General features: G+C 71.6%; 2 protein-coding genes. Both read left to right on the plus strand.

Features of this window, described 5'->3' with window-relative positions:
- Positions 1-210 (plus strand): carboxymuconolactone decarboxylase family protein (locus IFT45_RS16650; RefSeq protein WP_192129553.1); only part of this gene is annotated, 210 nt, incomplete at its 5' end.
- Positions 207-596, plus strand: a 390-nt coding sequence (locus IFT45_RS16655) for a cupin domain-containing protein (protein WP_192129555.1), incomplete at its 3' end; no start/stop codon positions are given. The genes IFT45_RS16650 and IFT45_RS16655, both read left to right, overlap by 4 nt.

The raw sequence follows: 596 nt of genomic DNA on the forward strand, positions 1-596 counted from the left end.
AGCCTCGTCACCGTCGCCGTCCTCGCCGCCGGCGGGCACACGGGGCAGCTCGACTTCCACCTGGGCCGCGCCGTCGAGAACGGCGTCACCCGGGAGGAGCTGGTCGAGGCGATCACCCACGTGACCCTCTACGCCGGCTGGCCGAACGGCATGGCCGCGATGGGCGTCGCGAAGGAGCACTTCACCACCGACGACCAGGAGTCAGCATGAACATCGAACCCGCCGCCCCCACGACCAAGAACCCGCCCGAGCAGTTCGCCGGCGACGTCTGGCTCGACCCGATCGCGATGCCGCACGAAGACGGCCAGCACATGGTCGTCGCCACCGTCCGGTTCGCACCCGGCGCCCGCACCGCCTGGCACTCGCACGAGAAGGGCCAGTACCTCCGCGTCACCGCCGGCGTCGGCCGCTTCGGCACCCGCGACGGGCACGTCATCGACGTCCACCCCGGGCAGACGATCTACACCCCGCCCGGCCAGGAGCACTTCCACGCCGCCGCCCCCGGGGTGTTCATGGAGCACCTCGCGATGCTCGAGAACGGCGACGACCCCTCCGCCACCACCACGTGGCTCGAGCACGTCACCGACGCCCAGTTC

Origin of the sequence: Frigoribacterium sp. CFBP 13707 (genome assembly GCF_014842245.1) — a bacterium.
Taxonomy (GTDB): Bacteria; Actinomycetota; Actinomycetes; order Actinomycetales; family Microbacteriaceae; genus Frigoribacterium; species Frigoribacterium endophyticum.